This window comes from Vibrio sp. Vb0888, assembly GCF_033338835.1.
In the GTDB taxonomy this organism is placed as follows: Bacteria; Pseudomonadota; Gammaproteobacteria; order Enterobacterales; family Vibrionaceae; genus Vibrio; species Vibrio alginolyticus.
The window spans coordinates 114,847-137,588 of the sequence record NZ_JAWOTL010000003.1; the positions used below are offsets into that span (position 1 = coordinate 114,847).

Here is a 22,742-nt window from a genome sequence, read left to right on the forward strand (position 1 = left end):
TTTTTGGTTCAATATCTCATTAGAGCCATTTAGGGCCATGTTTTTTCTAGTTTCATTTGAACAGTCACATTCGTCGACCATACTTAAAGTTCGTTGTTTCATATGGGGCGAATTATGCAGCCAATACTCTACATTCAAGTCGGTAATGTTCTTTGGGCGGTTTTAAGTGACGGTTCTTGGATCCAAATGTTGCCTAACGAACAATTAGTTCCAGAAGTAGAGGTGGTTGTTCTTAATACTGACATTCTCGATATTGCATTTAATGAAGATATAACAAGTGAGGATGAATCGAGTTCGAATGATCTTTTAATTGCTTCTCAAAACGGTATTGAATCCACTTTTAATCAGAGCGTTCGAGATTTTAGTGAGTCTTCTGGTGGGTTAAGTTTTGTTGCCTATATTCGCGCTGTTTTACCTGAGCAACTCGTTTCTAATGGCTATGTTACTAGGCCAGCAGTGCAAGAAAGAGAAAACCCAACTTCTGAGACTCAGGCTCCTGAGCGGTTGAATCCCGATGCTATATTAACGGTGGATATTCTTGATGGCGGCGATGGATACGAAAACCAGTTTGAAGTTCCTAGTGTCACGATTCAAGGTGACGCACTCAAGATAAGCGATGAGTGGCTTGTTACTATCACCATTACCGACAGCCTCAATAATTCCATTACTGTTACAACGACCGTAGAGAATGAGGCTTATACCCTATCAGGCGTTGATCTGTCTTCTCTTGCTGAAGGGCCGCTTACGGTGACTTCTGTGGTTTCTGACATTTATGGCAATAACCTGAACGCCGTCGATACGACCATTAAAGATACGCTTGCAACGGTGAACGTCAATTTTGATGGTGGAGGGGATGAGTATTTAAATCAGTACGAAATCGCGACTACTCGCCTCGAAGGGACGATTGAAAACATTGAAGATGGCCAGCGTATCCAAGTTACGGTAACCGACTCGTTAGGAGCGGTCATAAACTTAGAAACGGTGGTGACTGGTGGAAGTTGGTCTCTGGACGACGTTGACCTTTCTGGATTGTCTGAAGGTACGCTCACAGTTGTTGCTGAGAGTATAGATATAGCGGGCAACCCTGCAACCAGTGAAAACACCATCATCAAAGATACGCTTGCAAGTGTGACGGTGGACGTTGACGATGGCGGAGACGGCTATTTAAACATTGAAGAGCGCCAATCTGTCACTTTGTCAGGGCAAGTCAGTGATGTTGAAAATGGTCAGACGGTTTCTGTCACGGTTCAAGACAGCTCAGGGGTGATGCTCTCGTTCAATGCCGTTGTCGTTGATGGTATGTGGCAAGTCGAAGGGGCGAACTTATCCACGTTAGCCGATGGGGCGTTAACCGTATCTGCCTCCGTGAATGATGTAGCGGGCAACCAAGCGAAAGCAATGGATGAGGCTACGACCATAGATGCCACAGCTCCCACCATTGATATAGATACGGATTTTTATATTAGCGGTGGTCTTGCCATTGATGATTTCCGTGAGGGTATAGTCACGGAAATGAGAGGGACAACCAATGGTGTAGAGCAAGGTCTGGCAGTGACGATTCGGGTAAGTGACGGAGACAGCACGCTGAATTTTACTGGCCTTGTTGATGCATCAGGTTCGTGGACAGTAACCGGAATTGACGTAAACACTCTCAATCTAAACAACACGTGGACCATTGAAGCAGAAGTGTTGGATGCCGCCGGCAACCACGCGGTAGATACCATGCCGACAATAGTGCTACCCGGTTCAACGGTATTTTCTGAAAATATCGTTGGATTTTTTGGTGAGCAAAGCAGCTCGGCAGCCATCAACATAGAAAATGGTGTGCCAGCACTGCATGCAGAGCAGCCAAGTTTGAGCGCGCTTACATCGGTCGGTCAATCTATTAACGTTGTTGTTGCAGAAGATGGGTTGAGCTTACAAGGAACATCGACTGACGACCGATTAGTTTTCTCAGCAGAAGTCAATGATGATGGTACGGTTCAAATTACTTTTTATGAAGCGATTGATCATGGTGTAGGTCAAGATGAGCTGGTGACTAACTTATTGGTTGAGAGCATTCAAAGTGATGCTGACGGTACACAAGAGACGGTTGTGGCCCCCCTAGAAATCGTCATCAGTGATGCCGACCCAGTGATCGCAAATGAGTCATATAGTGTAACCGAAGGCCAAGTCATTTCTGGCAATGTACTGGAGAATGACATTGATATTGATGGTGACTTGTACATTCGATATGTCAGAGCCGGAGGAGAGATCCAGTCTGTCCCTGATGGTGGCTCAGTAAGTTTTAGTCTAGAGAAGGGTGAATTAACCGTATTTTCAGATGGCTCTTGGCAGTTGAATGCCAGTCGCAACTTAGATCACACGGTTGAGCAAAGTCTCGTTTTTGATTATCTCGCAGCCGATGATTCAAAAGATTACGGTGTAGCAACCGCAACTATCGACATTATAGATGGCCAAGCGGGTTATGTAGGCAGTGCTACTATAAACGCAGCAGAAGTACCTCTGGGAGAGGCATTATTAACCACCGAAGGCAGTGTTAATGTGATTGCTGGCTCTGATAACCCTGATCCGACTAGTTTGTATTTTGGTGGGGCATCCATTACTAAGTTAGAGGCATTAGGGCTTACAAGCTCAGTCTCTGATAATGAGCTTAGCTACACGTTTAGTCCCAGTGGAAAGCAAATCACAGCATTTGCGAATGGTGTCACTGTATTTACGTTAACATTGAGTGGCATTGAGTCGGGTAACGATGTACTAGCTTCAATCTCGCTTACTCTTGCTCATCCTATCGATCAATTCAATAGTAGTGATACGGTCACTTTCCCGCTGACCATTGGAGGGACAGATCTAGACTCCACACCGCTTGTAGAGAATGAAATTGATTTCGTGTTGAAAGATGGTGTTGATCCTACGTTGAGCAACTTGACTGTTGTTGCAATGGAGGAGATTAATCTAGAAAGTGGGACAATCTTTAAGACTGGGAGCCTTCAACTCGATATCGGGAGTGATTATGTTGACTCTCTTCGATTTAGCGAATTAAACCAGCCCACATTAGTGAGTAGTGAAAGTGAGTTGCTTTACCGTCTGTCTGATGACGGTACGACAATTACTGGCTATATCTTAGAAGGTGGGGTGGAAGTAAATATTTTTCAATCGAAACTATTATCCACATTACCTTTAGAGTCGACTAGTGAAATAGAGTATTCCTTTGAATTATATCGCTCTTTCGATCTGTCAAAAGATCAAATCCTGGATATACCATTGTTAGTTAATGCAACAGATTCAGACGGTGACACCACCTCCGTAACATTGGATATTACCTTAGAGGCAATTGAAGGTTTGAACGATGATGCCTCTTTAACAGTAGATATTCTTGATGGCGGTGATGGATACGAAAACCAGTTTGAAGTTCCTAGTGTCACGATTCAAGGTGACGCACTCAAGATAAGCGATGAGTGGCTTGTTACTATCACCATTACCGACAGCCTCAATAATTCCATTACTGTTACAACGACCGTAGAGAATGAGGCTTATACCCTATCAGGCGTTGATCTGTCTTCTCTTGCTGAAGGGCCGCTTACGGTGACTTCTGTGGTTTCTGACATTTATGGCAATAACCTGAACGCCGTCGATACGACCATTAAAGATACGCTTGCAACGGTGAACGTCAATTTTGATGGTGGAGGGGATGAGTATTTAAATCAGTACGAAATCGCGACTACTCGCCTCGAAGGGACGATTGAAAACATTGAAGATGGCCAGCGTATCCAAGTTACGGTAACCGACTCGTTAGGAGCGGTCATAAACTTAGAAACGGTGGTGACTGGTGGAAGTTGGTCTCTGGACGACGTTGACCTTTCTGGATTGTCTGAAGGTACGCTCACAGTTGTTGCTGAGAGTATAGATATAGCGGGCAACCCTGCAACCAGTGAAAACACCATCATCAAAGATACGCTTGCAAGTGTGACGGTGGACGTTGACGATGGCGGAGACGGCTATTTAAACATTGAAGAGCGCCAATCTGTCACTTTGTCAGGGCAAGTCAGTGATGTTGAAAATGGTCAGACGGTTTCTGTCACGGTTCAAGACAGCTCAGGGGTGATGCTCTCGTTCAATGCCGTTGTCGTTGATGGTATGTGGCAAGTCGAAGGGGCGAACTTATCCACGTTAGCCGATGGGGCGTTAACCGTATCTGCCTCCGTGAATGATGTAGCGGGCAACCAAGCGAAAGCAATGGATGAGGCTACGACCATAGATGCCACAGCTCCCACCATTGATATAGATACGGATTTTTATATTAGCGGTGGTCTTGCCATTGATGATTTCCGTGAGGGTATAGTCACGGAAATGAGAGGGACAACCAATGGTGTAGAGCAAGGTCTGGCAGTGACGATTCGGGTAAGTGACGGAGACAGCACGCTGAATTTTACTGGCCTTGTTGATGCATCAGGTTCGTGGACAGTAACCGGAATTGACGTAAACACTCTCAATCTAAACAACACGTGGACCATTGAAGCAGAAGTGTTGGATGCCGCCGGCAACCACGCGGTAGATACCATGCCGACAATAGTGCTACCCGGTTCAACGGTATTTTCTGAAAATATCGTTGGATTTTTTGGTGAGCAAAGCAGCTCGGCAGCCATCAACATAGAAAATGGTGTGCCAGCACTGCATGCAGAGCAGCCAAGTTTGAGCGCGCTTACATCGGTCGGTCAATCTATTAACGTTGTTGTTGCAGAAGATGGGTTGAGCTTACAAGGAACATCGACTGACGACCGATTAGTTTTCTCAGCAGAAGTCAATGATGATGGTACGGTTCAAATTACTTTTTATGAAGCGATTGATCATGGTGTAGGTCAAGATGAGCTGGTGACTAACGTATTGGTTGAAAGCATTCAAAGTGATGCTGACGGTACACAAGAGACGGTTGTGGCACCGTTAACGATTACTATTTATGACTCTGATCCGGTGATTAGAGATGACACATACTCAGTCTTAGAAGATCAAACAATTACGGGCAATCTACTTGAAAATGATATTGATCTTGATGGAACACTTTATGTGAAATTTGTAGAGGCTGGCGGGGAGCAGAAGTCAATTCTAGAGGGGGGATCCGTAAGTTTTAGTTTAGAAAAAGGCGAATTAACCGTATTTTCTGATGGCTCTTGGCAGTTTGATGCAGGTCGAAACCTAGATCATTCGGTCGAGCAAAGTGTTTCTTTCAGCTATTTAGCTGCAGATGACTCCCAAGACTATGGCTTGGCTAACGCGACGATTGATATTAGTGATGGACAAGCAGGTTACGTAGGCAATGCGACTATAGACGTAACAGAAGTCCCTTTGGATGGCCCGATATTGAACTCTGAAGGAACTGTCAATATTGTCGCGGGATCTGACAACCCGGATCCGAGTAGTTTGTATTTTGGTGGGTCATCTATTACTAAGTTAGAAACATTAGGGCTTACAAGCTCAGTCTCTGATAATGAGCTTAGCTACACGTTAAGTTCCAGTGGAAAGCAAATTACAGCATTTGCGAATGGTGTCACTGTATTTACGTTAACATTGAGTGGCGTTGAATCGGGTAACGATGTATTAGCTTCAATTTCGCTTACTGTTGAGCACCCTATCGATCAATTCAATAGCAGTGATACGGTCACTTTCCCGTTGACCATTGGTGGCGTAGATTTAGATGCCACACCGCTTGTAGAGAATGAAATTGACTATGTTCTAAAGGATGGCGCAGACCCAACTTTAAATAATTTGAATGGGGTAGAAGTAAAAGAATCTGATCTCTCAAATGGAAGTGTGTTGAGCTCAGGGAATTTTCAAGTTGAGGTTGGCAGTGATTACCTCGAATCTTTGTCGTTCATCGTCTCTGAACAACCCTTGTTGACGAGTGGTGAACAAGTTGTGCTTTATCAAGTCTCTGCGGATGGCAAAACACTTGATGGTTATATTCTTGACGAAGATAGGCAAACTCAGATTCCCATCTTTCAAGCTACCCTCAATGCTTCATTACCTATTGATGCAAATAGCGACATTACCTACTCCTTTGAGCTTTTTCAGGCTCTCGACCAACAAGAAAATACTGATCCAAACGTACCTCTCGTTGTTACTGCAATGGACTCAGACCAAGATAACACGTCGGTCGTTTTAGACATTAATGTGATAGATAACGACAATGGACAAGCGCTAATCAATAGTGGCAATGTCGAGTTAACCGAAACACCTGTCGATACAAACATTGCTCCTGATGGGGTTTCAGCCATAGCGAATACGGATGTGATAGTTACGTCATCATTCGATCCGATTGTGTATCTGGGTGTTGACATACATGATGGAGATACTGTCAAAACTACGCTTGGTGATGCTGTTACTTATAACGGAGAGGCTGTCACTTGGTACGATAACAATGATGGAAGCTTTGACGCAATTTCAGACACTGGAGACGTTGTATTTAGGGTCACGTTACCTAGTGACTTCTCTTTGCCATCAAATGATACGTCTACTGTTAATGTAACTGTAGAGCTTTATCACTCGCTTGACCATGTTTTAGGTGATGGGACGCAATTGTCGATCTCTATGCCCATCGTGGCGAGAGATTCTGATGGAAGCGAGATCTCTACGGAGTCCAACATACTGGTCTATGATGGCTTGTTTCCGGAACTAGTAATTACAGAGGGAATCACAGTCAATGAAAGCGGGTTGAATGATGATTCGCTTGATTCTGGCATCGAGGGCTCGTCACCATCCATTACGCTATTACAAGGTTCAGACTCTATCGCCAGTGTGAGCGTGAATATCGATATGTTCAATGCGCTCGGCTATAAAACAAGTAGTGGTAGCCTGGTTTCGCTTGATTCACCGGACTCGAATGGTTGGTTATATGCAAGAGATGAAAGCGAGCAAGACGTCTTTAGAATTAGATTTAATACCGATGGGACTGTCGAGTTTGATCTATACCGTGCACTTGAACACGATGAACCTGACGGTGTTCCAGCGGACGAGAACACATTAGAACTCAGTTTTTCAATTTATGCCGTTGATAAGGATGGCGACCAGTCTGAAGCTGAGACATATACCGTTAGTGTAGTGGATGATATCCCTGAAGACACAAGCTCACCAATAGAAATTGAACTTACCGAGGGGGATGAGTTTTCGGGAAACTGGTTTAGCAATAATGCCGACTTAATCAGTTCAGATGGCACGTTGATTTCAAGTTTGACCTATGCAGGTGAAACATACGATACGGCGAGTTCGGTATTTAGCAATGATGCTTGGACCATCGATTTAATCAATAGTAGTGATGGTAACTTAAAATATGGAACGCTGACTATTGCTCAAGATGGGACATTTACGCTAACTACCGAGCTTATTGTTAATACGCCTGTAGGTGGTTTGCTTGATGATCTAACGATAACTGTGACGGATGCAGACGGTGACCAAGCAAGCAGTGAAGCTCAATTAATTCTTGATGATGCCAGGGGCTTTATTCGAACCGTTAATGTAGATACGTTAGAAGATAATGGCGCGAATAACAGTGGAGACCCTACGCCAGTCGCGTTACCGATTAGAGTTTCTCCTGGGGATACGGAGAATAATGAGCGTGTTGAAGCGATAAGGATCTCTGTTGAATCTCTACAAGGAGAGGCTCTGTTTTTAGACGGAGCGCGCCTTGAAGATGATGATAATGACGGATTTATTAGTCTTTCTGGTACAGAGCTAATGGGGGTGGGTATATTCACTGTTCCAAATGGTGATCTCACTTATCAACCAGCACTAAACCTGTCGGGCAACACTATCAAAGTTTCGTTAGCAGTGTCTGCATTAATCGTATCTGATGTCGAACCGGATGGTTTTGTATTACAAGGCAATAATACGTTAAATGTTAACGTTTTACCGGTTGCAGATTTGCCAGAGTGGTCTAATGATTCGGACTTTTCTTATCAAAGTGTTGAAGATTCCGCTGAATCACTTTCACTCAATATTGTCGCTGAAAAGTTTGACCAAGACGGTTCTGAAACGCTCCACTACCAAATTTCGAATATTCCAGATGGACTTATATTAACACTTAACGGAAGTGCTATTGAGGAAGGGAAAGCGTATAGCCAATCCGAGTTAGATCAAATTGAAATCACATCTAACGAAAACTTAGCCGGAAGATTTACTTTTGATGTAACGGCAGTAACGACTGAGTCGGGTAGTGTGTTTGCCGATGAGCAAGATAAAACAGCGGAGATTACTGAGCAAGTTGTTATCGATATATCTCCAGATGCCGATGTGCCTACGCTGACCGTTAAAAACATTCAGGGGCTTGAAGACCAAGCGATTGACTTAAAAGAGTACATCTTAGGGCGGCTCACTGACACAGATGGCTCGGAGTCTCTGTCTTATCGCATAGAAGTTCAAGATGGTTGGACATTGCCTGTCGGAGCTGGGATTACGCTTATCGGTATTAATACCTACCTAGTGACCTCCAATGCTCTAGCCAATTCGGAGGCGTTACTTCAACCAAAATCGGATATCAGCTCATTTACTGAATCTCTATCCCTTCAAGTAACCGCCATTTCAACAGAGTCGACTATTGATGGCTTAGCACCTCTTAATGAAACCGCCGAGAGCCAATCTGCAACCATTGACATTAAGCTAAAAGGCGTGGTCGATGAACCAATTGTCCTAGATGGTGGACAGGGGAATTGGCAATATGATCAAGCGACTAAAGTAATTAGTAATCTCTCTACGTTAGACGAAGATAACCTGATACAACTGGATTTTATCATCCAGACATCAGACGACGATCTATCAGAAGAAATTAATATCTTGCTTCAGAACATCCCTTTGGGAACACAACTGACAGATGTAAATGGTGACCCTATTGTTCTTCCAGTTGCTTACGTGGACCCAATAACGGGGCCAGTTTATCAGGTCTCAAACGCTGTTCTTGAAAACACTTACCTCAAAACAGAGCAAGATTTTAGTGGAACACTGAGCATGGATGTTATCGTCGTTTCAACAGAGCCGGATGGTGATTCTGCTGAAACCCCTCTTAAAGTGGAAATGGAAATCTCACCTATTGTTGATCAAACTGACGGTCAAGAATTACAAAGCAATGGTATTGAGGACAATTTCATCACACTAAATCTTGAGCCTGTCGTTAATCAAGATATAGATTCTAGTGAGTCCTTGACAGGATACACCATTGTATCCATTCCAGATGGCTTAACGCTTTACTTTGATGGTAATGCAGTAGAGGAAAGTAACTTACCGTTAGAACTCAATGAACTACTTGATGGTAGCTCGGCAACATTATCTGAGTTGTTAAACAGTGGACGAATCACTGTAAAAGCTAATGAAGACCTAAGTGGGACATTTAGCCTGGAAGTTCAGTACGAAGTGACAGACACGTCTCCGACGATGGAGACTGATGTAAAGGCAATCAATGGCTCTTTGAGCGTCGTGGTTTCTGGCAAAGTGGATATTGGTAATGAAGATATTGACAAAACACGTTTAGAAGGCGCGACTGAAGTATTCACAAGTACGGATGGGTCTGCTGTCGACGTGAGTGGAGGCATTACATTTACAGAAGCGGATATTGATGGTTCAGAGTATCTCGATTACATCGTTTTACAGATACCGCAGGGTCAAGACCTCATTGTTACTCATCCGAATGGTGCTTCTCAAGATGCCGATGGGAACTGGCTGATTCCAATGGAAGGAATCACAAGTGATAGCGTGTTGGAAACCGCTCAAGATTTGCTTGCTAGCGCATCGATTTATAGCCCATCTAATACAGAGATACTTGATGTGAATGTGTTAGCGTATGTTCGAGATGGAACGGATGCTCAATACATCACAGGTCAGTTCCAAATTCAAATTACTGGCCATGAAGGAGATGGAGACCAGTGTGCTGATCCTGGTGAACCAGGAAGCGTTCAAAGTGGGGATATTGTAGGTAAAGAAGGTGAAGATGTCTCAATTGGGGCGTTTTTAAACCCTGATGTAGCGAGTAGTGATGGTAACTTAGTTTCCTTCTTTGTCGCCGCAGATTCTTTACCTGAAGGAGTCGAGCTTACTGGCGAAGGTGTGATACCTGCTTATGATAATGCGGGCAATCTGTTGGGTTATTCAATTTCTAGCGCTGGATTGTCTTCCTTGACGCTTACTGGCGTGGATGAGGACTTTGCTGGTTGCATTACTTTCAATTTAGAAGTGACAGAAACGGCCCCATGCGATGGTGACTCGAAAACAACCTCTCAGACCATTACGGTACAAATCTCTCCTGTTGTCGATGATATCGCGATAGCACCAAGCCAAGTTACGGTTCAAGAAGATACTATAACCAACCTGAATCTTGCTCTTGTATTGGGCGATAGTGAAGGGCCAATGCAGTCCATTACTGGAGAAGGTGACGCAGCGACTGGCCTTGAAAGTGTCAATTGGGTTTCTTTATCGGTGTCTGACGAGAATGCGCGGTTTACTGCCGTGGACCCGAGCCTACTCATTGACAACGGTGATGGAACATGGGTAGTGACAGATGTTACGCGTCTAAACGAAATTCAGCTAATCCCACCTGAAAACTACAGTGGAGAGCTTGTTATTTCCGTTGACGCAAACATTACTGATGAAGTCACGGGAAGTTGTTTAAGTACTGACAGTGCGAAAGATACTCAAACTAAATCAACAGAAGTTACCGTTACCGTTGCCCCAGTGGTTGATAAAGCGGTTCTGGAAACAGAAGACGTAGTTGGTGATGAAGATAATTATATTTATTTAGGAAACTTATCTGCATCATTAATCGATCAAGATGGTTCTGAGTCGATGTCTTTGGTCATGACAGGAGTGCCAGACGGAGCCGTGTTGGTTTGGGACAATAATGGGACGTTCGAATTACTCCCTGATAACGGTTCAACGGATGGTGAGAGCAAGGAGTGGCAGCTAACTCAAGCACAACTTGATAAGGTTTACTTTCTACCGCTACTAGATTTTAGTGGGGATATTTCACTAACACTGCAAGCTATTACCCAAGAGTCTGGATCAAACGACTATAACTATACCACTTCTCAGTTCAACGTCGGCGTAAAACCGATTGGCGATGATGTATCGTTGAATACAACCTCTAACACGTTCACTGGAGATGAAGGTGATTCCATTTCGATTGACTTTTTAGCGAGCGGTTTTGAAACAAATAGCAACGAATATATAGAAGTGTCGATGTTGATCAAAGCAAGCTCTGAACCCTCTGCATTGGAAGGCTTAGGTAGGATTCGTATTGGAACTCAATTCTCATCCTTTACCTTCGATGACGCGGGCAATGCCGTGGCGACGGTATTAGTGCGAGCAAATGAAGTGTCAGGTTTGGAGTTCGTTCCGAAGGATGCATTTGGAACGATGGATGTTGCTCTCAATGTTAGAACGTTTGATCAAGCGATAGTGTCAGGGACACTCGAAACCGATTTTGGAGATGTGCAAACCACCGATCTAACCATTGTTGTTACCCCTGAAGCTGATGAGCCAACACTAACGGCCGATTATCAGTCTATTGTGTCTGAAGCGTCTGGGAGTATTCCTTTAGGGTTGAGCATGAATTTAGTCAACCCTGCACCCGAAGAGTTTGGAAGTGTGGAGATTCGCGGATTACCAACAGATCTAGAGTTGAGTCATGGTGAAAGATTGAACGGCATTTATGCTGTTGATCAAGAGGATGTCGCTGATCTTTCCATCGTTGGCGGGTTTAGCGGTGCAAGTGATTTTACGTTGTCGATAAAACCGATTGCAACACTGGGCGCCACTGTCGCAGAAGGTTCTGCTCAGGTAGTCAATGTTGCCTTAGTGGAAGAGGGGGGCCAAACATTACTTGCGACAGATGCTAATGATTTGCTTATTGGAGGAAGTGGCAGCGATGTATTCCAGTTTGACAGTTCAGGGCTCGGTAACGAGTTAAAGCCCTCGTACGATGTGATCAACGATTTCCAAATATCCGTTATTGGTGATGATAATGACACAATTGACATCGCCTCGATAATCACCGCTACCTCGATAACAGAAGTCGATAATAAGCTCGATTTAACAGAGAATGATGATGGCGTAACGCTTCACATAAAACCAGAAGAGACGGGGACAAAACAACAGATTCTTATGCAGGGCGTCACTCTCGATCAGCTTTACAAAGGTGACTCGACTGGCGTAGCCGAAGAAAATGTCTTACAGAAGATGATTGATGACAACAACTTGCTAGTAGGTGGTATGTCATGAAGCATCACTCATCCTCATTAAGTGAGCTAACTAACGATCCTTGGGGGCAATCGTTAACTTGGTTGATGCGTTATTTTGAGGTTAGACACCATACAAAAAAGGTGCTTTCTGGATTACCTCTTGTTGAGGGTAGATTGGATAGTGACTTATTCATCAGAGCCGCTGAGCGAGCCGATCTTGAACTCACATTAATCGATTTAAAATCCACCGCAATGTTGAGCTTTCCATTGGTGGTAATCAATAGGAAGACGTTACAACCCGCTATTATATCTGAGCGACATAACAGCGATTATCAAGTCACGTTATTTAGTGAAGATCAAGGTGAAACGCAATACGTCACGAGCGAGGAACTGCATAATCAATTCCAGCCTCAAGCATGGCAAGTTTCTATGCGTCCAGAGCTGGACAAACGGATAAGTTCTATTCAAGCGGATTATAATGAACATTGGCTTTTCGCCGTAGTGAAAGAAATGTCTCCGTGGTATCGAGATCTTTTGATTGCCTCTTTCCTTATCAATACGCTAGCGCTAGTTATTCCGCTTTTCACTATGAACGTTTACGATCGTGTAGTGCCTAATCAAGCTTTCAGTACATTATGGGTTTTGGTCGCTGGTGTCTCCGTCATCATTATTTTTGATTGGCTATTGCGTAAAGCAAGGGGAGTTGTCACTGATACCGCGGGTAAGTACATCGATAACAAGCTTTCTTCGATACTTTTTTCTAAAGTTATGGGGATGAAACTTGAACACCGTCCTGCATCAGTCGGTGCATTCGCTCGACAACTACAAGATTTTGATAGTGTTCGCGATTTTTTTACTTCTGCATCTCTTGTGACCTTAGTTGATCTCCCATTTACGTTGTTATTTTTAGTCTTAATTGGTTGGCTAGGTGGGGCAATGATGTTCATACCTATTGCCGTCATGTTTACCCTGCTGATCCTTGGCTTTGCGGTAAAAGCAAAAATAGAACAATCACATACGGAAAGTGCTGCACTATCCATGAAGCGACAAGCTCACTTGTTTGATTCATTGTCCTCTTTAAAAGAGATTAAGCAAAATAACGCTACGGGAGAAGCACAAAAGCGTTGGGAGCAAACGGTATCCATGCTTTCTGATTGGCAAAATCAATCGCGAAACTATTCGAATATCGTTGCTTACTCCATTCAATCTAGCCAGCAGATAATTACCGTAATGTTACTTGTAACAGGCGTGTACAGAATTTCTGAGGGATTGCTCAGCATGGGGGGGCTCATTGCTATTGTCATGCTTAGCGGTCGTGCTGCAGGGGCGATTAACCAGTTAGCTATGCTGTTACTTCGCTATCAACAGACAAAAACAGCGGTTGAAGGCTTAAATTCTATCATGTCTTTACCTCAGGAGGCGCAACGCAGTCAGGTCATTACGTCTGCCGAATTTACAGGGAATATACGTTTAGAAAACGTGAGCTTCCAATACCCAGATGTTGATATGCCATGTTTGAGAGATATTAATCTTACTATCAAGCAAGGCGAACGCGTTGGCGTTATTGGTAGTGCAGGAGCAGGAAAGTCTACACTCCTTTCTATTATTACCAATCAACTCAGTGCCTTACAGGGTAGCGTTTATTTTGATGACATTGACAGTCAGCTTTGGCCCGCCGAATTGATAAGAGAGAAAACGGGTTGGGTTAGCCAAGATTCGCATCTTATATACGGCAGCATTATGGAAAACATAGTATTAGGACATCATGTTATTGATCAAGAACGATTACGCCGTGCGATAGAATTATCGGGTTTGAACCAGTACATGAGTCGCCTTCCTCATGGTCTAGAAACGCAAGTCGGAGAAGGAGGGCGTTATTTGTCGGGGGGGCAAAGGCAAGCTGTAGCGATTTCAAGAGCTTTTTATCGAAACCCAGCAGCATTAATTTTAGACGAGCCAACCAGTTCCTTAGACCAGCCAGCTGAGAATGCGTTGTTTAATGCTCTTAAATCGTTGCCGCACTCGACGACGATGATTATTAGCTCTCATAAACATTCCTTATTATCGCTTTGTGATCGAATTGTTGTGCTTGATAAAGGCGCAATTTTGAGGGAAGGAGCGCCCCAAGAAATTTTTGCTAAACAACAGTCTAACGCGAAGACGAACAGAGTACGCGCAGTATCAATTGTACGCGAAGGAGGTCAATGATGAGCACAGTTCGTTGGAGTAATGCTCATTTAGCAAACCGTTCGAGAACGTTGATTTGGTTGTCTGCCGCGTTAGTGCTGAGTGTGATTATTTGGGCCTCGTGGGCGAGGTTAGACGAAGTGGTTGTCGGCGAAGGAAAAGTTGTTCCTACTTTGTCTGTTCAGACGATTCAGAGCTTAGAGGGCGGCATTCTAAAGGAGTTACTTGTCATGCCTGGTGAAAGCGTCACTAAGGGGCAAACCATCGCCATTCTGGATGATACAAGGTTTAAGTCGACCTATTCGGAGACCTCTGAACAAGTTGAATCTTTGCTCGCCAGAAAGCAGAGGCTTCAAATTGAATTAGAAACGGTAAAAGTGAATAGCCTCCAACTGGATTGGAAACAACAAGTGAGTATCGAGCCTCAGCCATTTGATATTTCGATGACCGGCCACTCTGCCTATCTGAATGCCAAAGCAAACTATCTTGAGCGGTTGAGCCAACTGGAGTCTGAGCTGGAGGAGGCTAAATTGCGAATTGAGCAACAATCGCAAGCTTATCTAGATACCTTGAATACCATTCAAACACTAAAAAGCAGTCTGGTTATTGTCTCGAAAGAGCGAGATATGTTGAGAGAGGTGGTTTCTAGTGGCGCGGTGGCTGAAGTGGAATTATTAAAACTGAATAGAGACGTTATAAAGCTCAAAGGAGACATCGCGAGTTCACAAGCTGCTGCCCAAAAGCAAAGGGCTGTGTATTCTGAATCCATCGCAGATTATCGTGGTACTGCGCTTGCTTTTAGGGCAGAGGCACAAGGGCAGCTCAATGAAGTTGTGACGCAACTAGCGCAGCTCAATGAAAGTCGTCAGGCGATTGCGGATCAGTTGAATCGAACGCAGTTACTTTCTCCGGTCGATGGAACCATCAAAGATGTTTTTGTCAGAACCATCGGAGGTGTGGTTAAGCCGGGTGAGCCTATTTTAGAAATAGTCCCTCGTAATAGCACGTTAATCGTTGAAGCGAGAATTTCTCCTCAGAATATCGCCTTCATAAGGCCTGGCCTGCCGGCAACGGTAAAGTTGTCTGCCTATGACTTTGTCATTTACGGAGGCCTAGAAGGAGAAGTGACCTACGTAAGCGCCGATGCACTTCAAAATGAAGAGGGCAATGCCTACTACCGTGCCAACGTTACTTTCAAGGTTGATGATAAGTTTACGATCATCCCGGGAATGCAGGTTGTGGTAGACATTCTTACAGGAGAAAAAACAGTACTGAATTATTGGTTAAAACCTATATTACGTGCGAAAGAGAATTCGCTCAGAGAAAGATAGACATAAGGATATAAGATGCGGCTTAAATCAACGTTATTGGTCTTGTTTGCAGTATCATCGTCGCCAAACGCTTTGACTTTAGAAGAGTCAGTTACGTTATCTCTCGATAGCTCCCCCAGTTTGCTTGCTCGCTATTCTCGCTATGAGTCGATGGTACGAGACCGAAATGCCATAAATGGTTCATTTCTTCCTCAGGTTAATTTGTATGCAGCAGCAGGGTACGAAGGTACTCGATATAACAACGGAAACTACATCGACAGTGAAGATAGAACATTAGAAAGAACGGAGATGGGCGTAAGAATCTCCCAACTGTTATTTGATGGATTTAAAACAAGTGCTGATGTTGATCGCCTATCTTACGAGGCTGAAGCTGAACGCTTGGACTTATTGGCATCTGCGGAAAATGTTGCATTAGATACTGTCAGAGCGTATGTGGATGTTTTACATGCCCGAGAGTTGATGAAACTGACAGAAAGAAACCTAAATGAACACCAAGAGATCTACCGTTTCATTCTAGATAAAAAAGAAAAAGGTTTAACCAGCAACTCCGACTTAGCGCAGGTTTCTTCGCGTGTCGCGACAACACAGTCCTCATTGATTGCCGCCCAAAACAATCTTTCCGATGCTAGAACAAGATTTGTACGTTTAGTTGGTCGAGTGCCGCAAAACTTAGTTGAGCCTGTTTACCCGCAGGAATTGCTTCCGAATAAGCTTGACGAAGCACTCAAACAAGCGGTTAGGTTGCACCCATCCATACAGTCGGCGATGAAAGATTTAGAGGCGGCTCGACATGAAGTAAAAAGAGAAAAGGGGGATTACTACCCAGAGCTCAAGCTTGAGCTGTCAGCCAACAAAACAGACAACGTGGATAATATTGAAGGCATTAACGAAGATGCAAAGGTTATGCTGACGGTCAACTACGATCTTTTTAACGGCTTTTCTACAGACTCCCGAGTGGAGTCATCTGCCTGGCGAGTAGAGGAGGCGAGGGCTATTCGAGCAAATGCAGAACTAGATGCGAATGAAGGTGTAAGGCTGGCATGGGACGCACATACATTGCTTCAACAGCAAATGGAGTTTTTAAAAGTCAACGTTGATGCGGCGAAAGTAACTGAATTAGGGTACATCCAGCAGTTCAATGTAGGGCGACGCAGTTTGTTAGATGTATTAGATGCCAAAGTTGAAACGTTTGTTGCGAGACGGAACTATACCCGAACAAAGTACGATCATTTGGTTGCCACTTACCGTTTATTCAACTCGATGGGGATTCTGACTTATGCGTTGCGAGTTGAGTATCCAGAGAACTGGAAGGAGAACAATAATGGATAAATTCGCAGTGACGAGTCTTCTAGTTTTTATGTTAGCAGGCTGTGCTGAATCACCGAATACGACGTTGACCACTTACCAGTACAACGACCTTAAAGACAATGATAGTGATGGCGTGATAAACCAACGAGATAACTGCGCAGATACGCCAAAAGGTGTCGTTGTTGACAGTGAAGGCTGTGCGAATTGGGTCAACGACTCGCAGACACACCTGATCAGTTTTTTCTTTGCGATGGATGAGCATCAGGTAACGTCATCTCATGATATGCCGCTAAGCGAGTTGAAAGCATTGCTTCAGAGTAACCCAAATGCGCAAGTCATACTGATAGGAGACACAAGCCCTGAAGCGTCACTCGAATACAACAAAGCGTTGGCAAAGAAAAGAACGGCAGCTATACGAGAATTGCTAGTGAGAAACGGCATTCAAGACAATCGAATTGAAGAGCAAGAGTTTTATCAGAATACGGCATTGACGGTACAACTAAAAAAACGGGAAAGGCGCACAATTGCTGTTGTAAACACGAAAGCTGAAAGTACTGAACAAGCGTGGACTATATTTAGTTCGGACAGCGAGTTGACACCTAATTCGAAGTTGGAGCTGAATTATGAAAATTAAAGTCTTGCCTTTCCTTGCTCTAACTTCATGTTTGATTTCACCGCTGGCATTTGCTGACTCTGAGGCTCGAACATCGATTTTTGTCGAACCAGAGATACTAGAAACGATAGAAACATTGATAGATGAGCCAAGTGTAAATGTAGCGCTTGCATCTCAGTCTGGTGGTTTTAACGACATGCTAAATGACGGAGCCTCTATTGCGATCACATCTAAGAAATGGTCAGATGAAAACATCTCCCGATTTCAACGAGAAAGAGGCCACAGGCCTACACGTTTGTTTTTAATGGCAAACGCTATTGTCGTAATCAATAGTCAAAAGAGTACGGTAGATAGTGTTTCCGTTAGTGAATTGAAACGCTGTGATGCAAATACGTATGCTTTCGGGGAGATGCGTTTAAGTAACCCAGATGTGAGCTCTAATGGTTGTCAATCATCGATTCAAATGCTTGATGAAGACCGATTGAAACGCGCTTTAAGTGACGACTTTTCAGCCAAAGCTTATATGCAATACTCCGATTTTAAATACTCAGAACAGTGGTCGAGCTACAAGGCTCTCTCTGTTCATCATAACGATGACTCATGCTCTTTGAGCACAGATTGCATCTATTCTCTTCGCTATCCATTTTCCGTGGTCTATTACGTTTATATAAATAAACAATTCGACACCAATCAGAAAATCACAAAATCAAAACTATTTGAACTCCTTACAACCGACAACAATACACAACAGGTACGAAATGCTGGGTTTATTCCACTACCAAAAGCGTTTATTAAAAGAAATAGAGTGAAGTTAGGGCTAGATGAGCCAGTTGTTTTAAACGGGTATAAATAAACTTCATAAGCCTAACTATGTGGGCTTGAGTGAACGTACCGTCCTAGGAAGTTTTGCCTTGCTGCTCATTTATCTTTGGTTAACTTTTGGTCAATTGAGTTGGTTATAAGTGGTTTTGTTGGTAATTTTTCTATCATTGTGGCAAGTTTGCTTAAAATCGCTTAAGTGAATTTAAGTTATGACACAAGAAGAAAGACTCGTAGCGCTCAGAGCGAAGCTGGATCAGCAAAATAAAGTAACGTTGTCTGAAGTTTGTGAGTACTTTGGTATCTCGCGAGATTCAGCTCGCCGAGACTTAGTTAAGTTGAGTCAGCAGCCTGGGTTACAAAGAATACGAGGTGGTGTCATGCTTGCGCCGATCTCTTCCCATACCGAGGCATACGCGAGTCGACCCGTGAGTGACGTTAAACATCGACTGGCTCAAGCTGCCGCAGCGTTGTTGGATGAGCGCGACCATCTTGTTATTGATACCAGCACCATTTTGTCTCTGCTCCCACTCTATGCAGGAAAAGCGCATTGTGGAGAAAACAAGCTCAACGTCGTTACTAACAGCATTGATGTGCTGACCGCTGCTGAGACAAACGACACAATGGACGTTTATTTCTTAGGCGGACACTTTGACCCTTATGCCAGAGCAGTTTTAGGGGCGCAAGCAGAGCAGCAAATGCAGCATTATCACGTGAACAAAGCGTTCATTGGCGTGTGTGCATTGTCATCCCGAGGGCTGACAACAAATAGTTTGTTAGAAGCAACATTGAAACAAGCGATGATTGCTCAAGCTCAGCAGGTCATCGTCGTTTGTGAATCCCGAAAAATTGGTAGCGACAATTTCCACCACGTATGTGATTTGTCAAAGATCGACATCATTATTACCGATCATCCCCCTCAATCAGATTTTCAACAACTCCTCGATCACAATGATATTGAATGTATTGTTGTGTCACCGAAATAAGGAATCTTAGAATGGCTTACGATCCCGTAAAAACCGCTGTGATTGGTTACGGATATTCAGCAAAAACGTTTCATTTACCCTTCATTAAAGCGCTACCAAATTTAACGCTGAGCGCGATAAGCTCGCGTCAACAGGAGGCGGTTCAAAATGATTGGCCAGATGCTAAGTGGTTTTCTGATGCGAATACTTTACTCGATGATAGTGATGTAGAGCTCGTAATCATTACTGCGCCAAATGACGTACATTACGAACTTGCAAAGCGTGCGTTGAACAATGGGAAACACGTCATCGTCGAGAAACCGTTTGTTACTCGTATAGAAGACGGTAATGAACTTATCGCCTTGGCGGAAGAGAAAGGTCTGGTGCTGAGCGTTTTTCACAATAGACGTTGGGATGGAGATTTTCTCACGGTTAAATCTCTTATCGAACAAGGTAAGTTAGGTGATATAAAGCTATTCGAGTCACACTTTGACCGTTACCGCCCTGAAGTTCGTCAACGCTGGCGAGAGCTAGCCCAAGATGGTGGTGGTATTCTATTCGACCTTGCTCCTCATCTTCTCGATCAAGCATTGGTGTTGTTTGGCTTGCCAGATGCGATAGACGCACAATGTCGAATGATGCGCCCGGGTGCGACAACGATTGATTATTACAACTTGATACTTTATTACCCTGAGCATATTGTGCACTTGCATTCAAACTTGTATAGCCCAGAGCCGAATCTCCGCTACAAAGTATTGGGCACGGAAGCTAAATATGAAAAGTTTGGATTAGATCCTCAAGAGGGCTACTTAAAAGAAGGCCGTTTGCCGGAAAACGATGCTTGGTCGGAAGAAGATGAGGCGTTATACGGCGTCCGTTACGACGAAGACGGTGCGCAAACTATCAAAACGGAGAGAGGCGCGTACCAAGCTTACTTTGTTGGTGTGGCAGACGCCATTCGTTTGGGCACTGATAACCCGGTTCCTGCCGCTCAAGCAGTACAGAATATCGCTCTGATTGAGATGGCATTGGAAAGCAGTAAAACGGGTAAAACGATTCAGGTGAAACCATGAGTTTGACGCTTGAACTCGTGGCCCAGCAAGAGCATGAACTTCAGTTGGCGGAATTTAATCACCATATTGCGTGGTCTATCGGCCTTGCTCTAAAAGAAGAGGCTGAAGCTCGCGGCGCGGCTGTTGCTATTGAGGTTTACGGCTTTGGACAAACGCTATTTCAATACGCGATGGCAGGAACCTGTGCTGATCATGTAGATTGGGTCCGTAGGAAGCGAAACTCAGTATTAAGGTATGGCCACAGCTCTTATTATCTTTCTCTGTACAACAAGCAAAAGCAACGTGATTTCGAAAATCAGCCTCATCTCGATGCTCGTGAGTACTGTGCTCATGGTGGCGCGTTCCCAATTCGGCTTTCTGGGTCTGGTTTGGTTGGGGTTGTGACGGTATCGGGTTTACCGCAGTTAGATGATCATCAGCTAGTTGTGGAGATATTAAAAACGATGACAGAGACAAAACCCTCTTAAACGCCAAATATGAAAGTAGCACGGTTTCTTTATCGTGCTACTGAATTCTCTTTTTAGCTCATAAAGTGTTCTTTAATGTGAGCAAATATTAACATTGATCCCAACTTACTACCTGAAAATCAAATCAATTTCATATAACCTATACGCTCATTCATATAGAAAGCCTTCAAAGTTGGCCATTGGCAATGTCTTTTAGAAGAAAAGAAAAACTCAATCTTAGAAATCTTATTGTCACCCTATGTGTGTTCAGTGTGCTTGTCACTTTGATCAACGCATTCTACTCGATTTATCGTGTTCAAAGGGATCTCATCATCAATAACACGTTAGAATCAAACCGTGTTTACGCCCAAAAAATGTCTGAAATGACAGACTCTTTCATAGAAAGCTCAATGTCGCAGCTAAAATACAGTGCGAACGTGCTAAAAGACAAGATGCATGACGCTCAACTTCTTGATAAAGAGGCTGAGAGATTAAGAACGCAAACCAAATCATTTAACTCTGTGGTTGTCGTTAATGCAAAAGGGGTTATTATTTCTGTATCCCCTGAAACACTTCAGGTTAAAGGTGTAAGGTTAGTGGGTGAAAGAAAACGCCAGTCTTTAAACGCTCAAGCACCGGTTGTTACTGAACCATTTATATCGCCAGCTGGAAATTACTTGTTAACCATCTCATACCCTATATTTTCTCAATCTAATGAATATTTAGGTTATATCGGCGGCACTATTTATCTAGAAAAAGAAAATATTCTCGCAGAGTTACTCAGCCAGCACGCATACAAAGATGGTTCTTTCCTTTACGTTGTCGATGAGAGTAACACTCTGATTTATCACCCAGATCAATCGAGGGTTGGTGAAGTAATCGACGATAATGAAGCAATCAAAGCGGTGACGATGGGGCAGAGCGGCAACAAAGAAATTGTTAACTCTCGCGGCGTCGAAATGCTTGCTGGTTATGCGCCAGTAAAGTCATCAGGATGGGGAATTGTTGCTCAGCGCCCGAAATCGATGACGTTATCTGTGCTAGATGAACAGATGTGGAATGTTTTCCTTAAGTCGATTCCAATTGGTTTATTAACTTTGTTGCTAATTTGGTTCTTGTCCCTTCTTATTTCTAGACCACTTTGGCAGTTAGCGGGTGCTGTGCGAGGTGTCGAAGAACATTCATCCTCTATCGATGATCTCAAACTGGTTAAGTCTTGGTATTTTGAGGTCTCACATTTGAAGCTTAGCTTTCTTAAAGCATTTGGTATCGTGTCAAAAACCATTGATAAGCTGCAACTGGATACATTAACAGATTCGATGACTGGATTATTGAATCGACGTGGATTAGATAAAGTTCTTGGTTTGTTTAAGCAGGAAAATACCGCGTTCTCTGTTTTGGCGCTAGATATTGACCACTTTAAGAGCGTAAACGATAACTATGGCCATGACGTGGGTGACAACTTACTTAGAGAGTTTGCGCAGTTAATGAAAGACCAAGCTCGCTCTAATGATCACCTGTGTCGTTCTGGCGGTGAAGAGTTTATGATGTTTTTGGAAAAAACAGACGTAAACCACGCTATGGATGTTGCAGAGCGTATTAGACACAACGTGGAACAACATGACTTTCAGGTGGTTGGTAAGGTCACGGTTTCGTTGGGCGTTTCTCACTGGAAAGGCAATGACACACCAATTGAAGCGGTAATGAAAGACGCCGATAATGCACTGTATAAAGCGAAACATAATGGAAGAAATAGAACGGAGTTGGGTGACGACGCACAATAGA

At 43.8% G+C, this 22,742-nt stretch carries 10 protein-coding genes; all 10 read left to right on the top strand.

The features are described from left to right. Nucleotides 1–114 precede the first annotated feature (114 nt). The 10 genes from R7P72_RS06620 to R7P72_RS06665 all read left to right on the top strand — a co-directional run bounded on the left by R7P72_RS06620 (nt 115) and on the right by R7P72_RS06665 (nt 22,741). Nucleotides 115–12,255, top strand: a complete 12,141-nt coding sequence (locus tag R7P72_RS06620; protein WP_318110391.1) for an Ig-like domain-containing protein — start codon at nt 115–117, stop codon at nt 12,253–12,255. After that, nucleotides 12,252–14,423, top strand: a complete 2,172-nt coding sequence (locus tag R7P72_RS06625) for a type I secretion system permease/ATPase (RefSeq protein ID WP_170893815.1) — start codon at nt 12,252–12,254, stop codon at nt 14,421–14,423. The genes R7P72_RS06620 and R7P72_RS06625 overlap by 4 nt, the downstream gene beginning before the upstream one ends. Then, nucleotides 14,420–15,733, top strand: a complete 1,314-nt coding sequence (locus R7P72_RS06630; RefSeq protein ID WP_021033865.1) for an HlyD family type I secretion periplasmic adaptor subunit — start codon at nt 14,420–14,422, stop codon at nt 15,731–15,733. The genes R7P72_RS06625 and R7P72_RS06630 overlap by 4 nt, the downstream gene beginning before the upstream one ends. 15 nt (nt 15,734–15,748) lie before the next feature. Beyond that, the gene (locus tag R7P72_RS06635; RefSeq protein ID WP_203346048.1) at nt 15,749–17,062 is read left to right on the top strand and encodes a TolC family outer membrane protein; all 1,314 of its coding nucleotides are present in this window, start codon (nt 15,749–15,751) and stop codon (nt 17,060–17,062) included. Further along, nucleotides 17,055–17,675 (top strand): OmpA family protein, encoded by a 621-nt coding sequence (locus tag R7P72_RS06640; protein WP_054574113.1) that lies wholly within the window; start codon nt 17,055–17,057, stop codon nt 17,673–17,675. The genes R7P72_RS06635 and R7P72_RS06640 overlap by 8 nt, the downstream gene beginning before the upstream one ends. Beyond that, nucleotides 17,665–18,507, top strand: a complete 843-nt coding sequence (locus tag R7P72_RS06645) for a phosphate ABC transporter substrate-binding protein (protein WP_213907234.1) — start codon at nt 17,665–17,667, stop codon at nt 18,505–18,507. The genes R7P72_RS06640 and R7P72_RS06645 overlap by 11 nt, the downstream gene beginning before the upstream one ends. Nucleotides 18,508–18,685: 178 nt before the next feature. Further along, complete coding sequence (locus R7P72_RS06650) at nt 18,686–19,459, top strand: DeoR/GlpR family DNA-binding transcription regulator (protein ID WP_213907235.1); 774 nt, start codon at nt 18,686–18,688, stop codon at nt 19,457–19,459. 11 nt (nt 19,460–19,470) lie between these two features. Further along, nucleotides 19,471–20,511 (top strand): oxidoreductase, encoded by a 1,041-nt coding sequence (locus R7P72_RS06655; protein ID WP_213907236.1) that lies wholly within the window; start codon nt 19,471–19,473, stop codon nt 20,509–20,511. After that, on the top strand, nt 20,508–20,978 hold the full coding sequence (locus R7P72_RS06660; RefSeq protein WP_213907237.1) for a heme-degrading domain-containing protein: 471 nt from the start codon (nt 20,508–20,510) through the stop codon (nt 20,976–20,978). The genes R7P72_RS06655 and R7P72_RS06660 overlap by 4 nt, the downstream gene beginning before the upstream one ends. A gap of 185 nt (nt 20,979–21,163) precedes the next feature. Next, on the top strand, nt 21,164–22,741 hold the full coding sequence (locus tag R7P72_RS06665; protein ID WP_005389121.1) for a sensor domain-containing diguanylate cyclase: 1,578 nt from the start codon (nt 21,164–21,166) through the stop codon (nt 22,739–22,741). Nucleotide 22,742 lies beyond the last annotated feature (1 nt).

Bases quoted from the DNA above. Each gene is read 5' to 3' on its own strand.
- R7P72_RS06620 (WP_318110391.1), top strand. From the start codon at position 115: ATGCAGCCAATACTCTACATTCAAGTCGGTAATGTTCTTTGGGCGGTT.
- R7P72_RS06625 (WP_170893815.1), top strand. From the start codon at position 12,252: ATGAAGCATCACTCATCCTCATTAAGTGAGCTAACTAACGATCCTTGG.
- R7P72_RS06630 (WP_021033865.1), top strand. From the start codon at position 14,420: ATGATGAGCACAGTTCGTTGGAGTAATGCTCATTTAGCAAACCGTTCG.
- R7P72_RS06635 (WP_203346048.1), top strand. From the start codon at position 15,749: ATGCGGCTTAAATCAACGTTATTGGTCTTGTTTGCAGTATCATCGTCG.
- R7P72_RS06640 (WP_054574113.1), top strand. From the start codon at position 17,055: ATGGATAAATTCGCAGTGACGAGTCTTCTAGTTTTTATGTTAGCAGGC.
- R7P72_RS06645 (WP_213907234.1), top strand. From the start codon at position 17,665: ATGAAAATTAAAGTCTTGCCTTTCCTTGCTCTAACTTCATGTTTGATT.
- R7P72_RS06650 (WP_213907235.1), top strand. From the start codon at position 18,686: ATGACACAAGAAGAAAGACTCGTAGCGCTCAGAGCGAAGCTGGATCAG.
- R7P72_RS06655 (WP_213907236.1), top strand. From the start codon at position 19,471: ATGGCTTACGATCCCGTAAAAACCGCTGTGATTGGTTACGGATATTCA.
- R7P72_RS06660 (WP_213907237.1), top strand. From the start codon at position 20,508: ATGAGTTTGACGCTTGAACTCGTGGCCCAGCAAGAGCATGAACTTCAG.
- R7P72_RS06665 (WP_005389121.1), top strand. From the start codon at position 21,164: ATGTCTTTTAGAAGAAAAGAAAAACTCAATCTTAGAAATCTTATTGTC.